This is a genomic window from Acinetobacter sp. WCHA39 (assembly GCF_002165385.1).
GTDB lineage: Bacteria > Pseudomonadota > Gammaproteobacteria > Pseudomonadales > Moraxellaceae > Acinetobacter.
On record NZ_NHRP01000102.1, the window covers coordinates 1 to 412 of the forward strand.

1 pseudogene is annotated in these 412 nt (G+C 39.8%); it reads left to right on the plus strand.

Annotated elements, in window-relative coordinates:
* A pseudogene (locus CDG56_RS16810) lies at positions 1-360 on the plus strand (IS6-like element IS1006 family transposase); the annotation flags it as partial.
* Positions 361-412: the final 52 nt, after the last annotated feature.

Consider the following 412-nt stretch of genomic DNA (forward strand, 5'->3'; position numbering starts at 1 on the left):
TATTGTTTTCTTGGAAAAATTTTAAATAATGTGAAGAAGTGGCAAATTCCACAAGTGATCAACACGGATAAAGCACCCACATATGGACGTGCTTTATCACGGTTAAAACGGGAAGGTAAATGTCCACCAGACCTTGAGCACAGGCAGATTAAGTATAAAAATAACGTGATTGAATGTGATCATGGCAAGCTAAAGCGGATCATCAGGGCCACATTAGGATTCAAATCTATGAAGACGGCTTATGCCACAATTAAAGGTATTGAAGTCATGCGTGCACTACGTAAAGGACAAGCATCGTCATTTTATTATGGTCAGCCTCAGGGTGAAGTGTGTCTAATCAACAGGGTTTTCGGTCTCTAAGTACTTTTTAAAGGGAACATCATCGACTCAAATCTCTATTTGCAACAGTGCC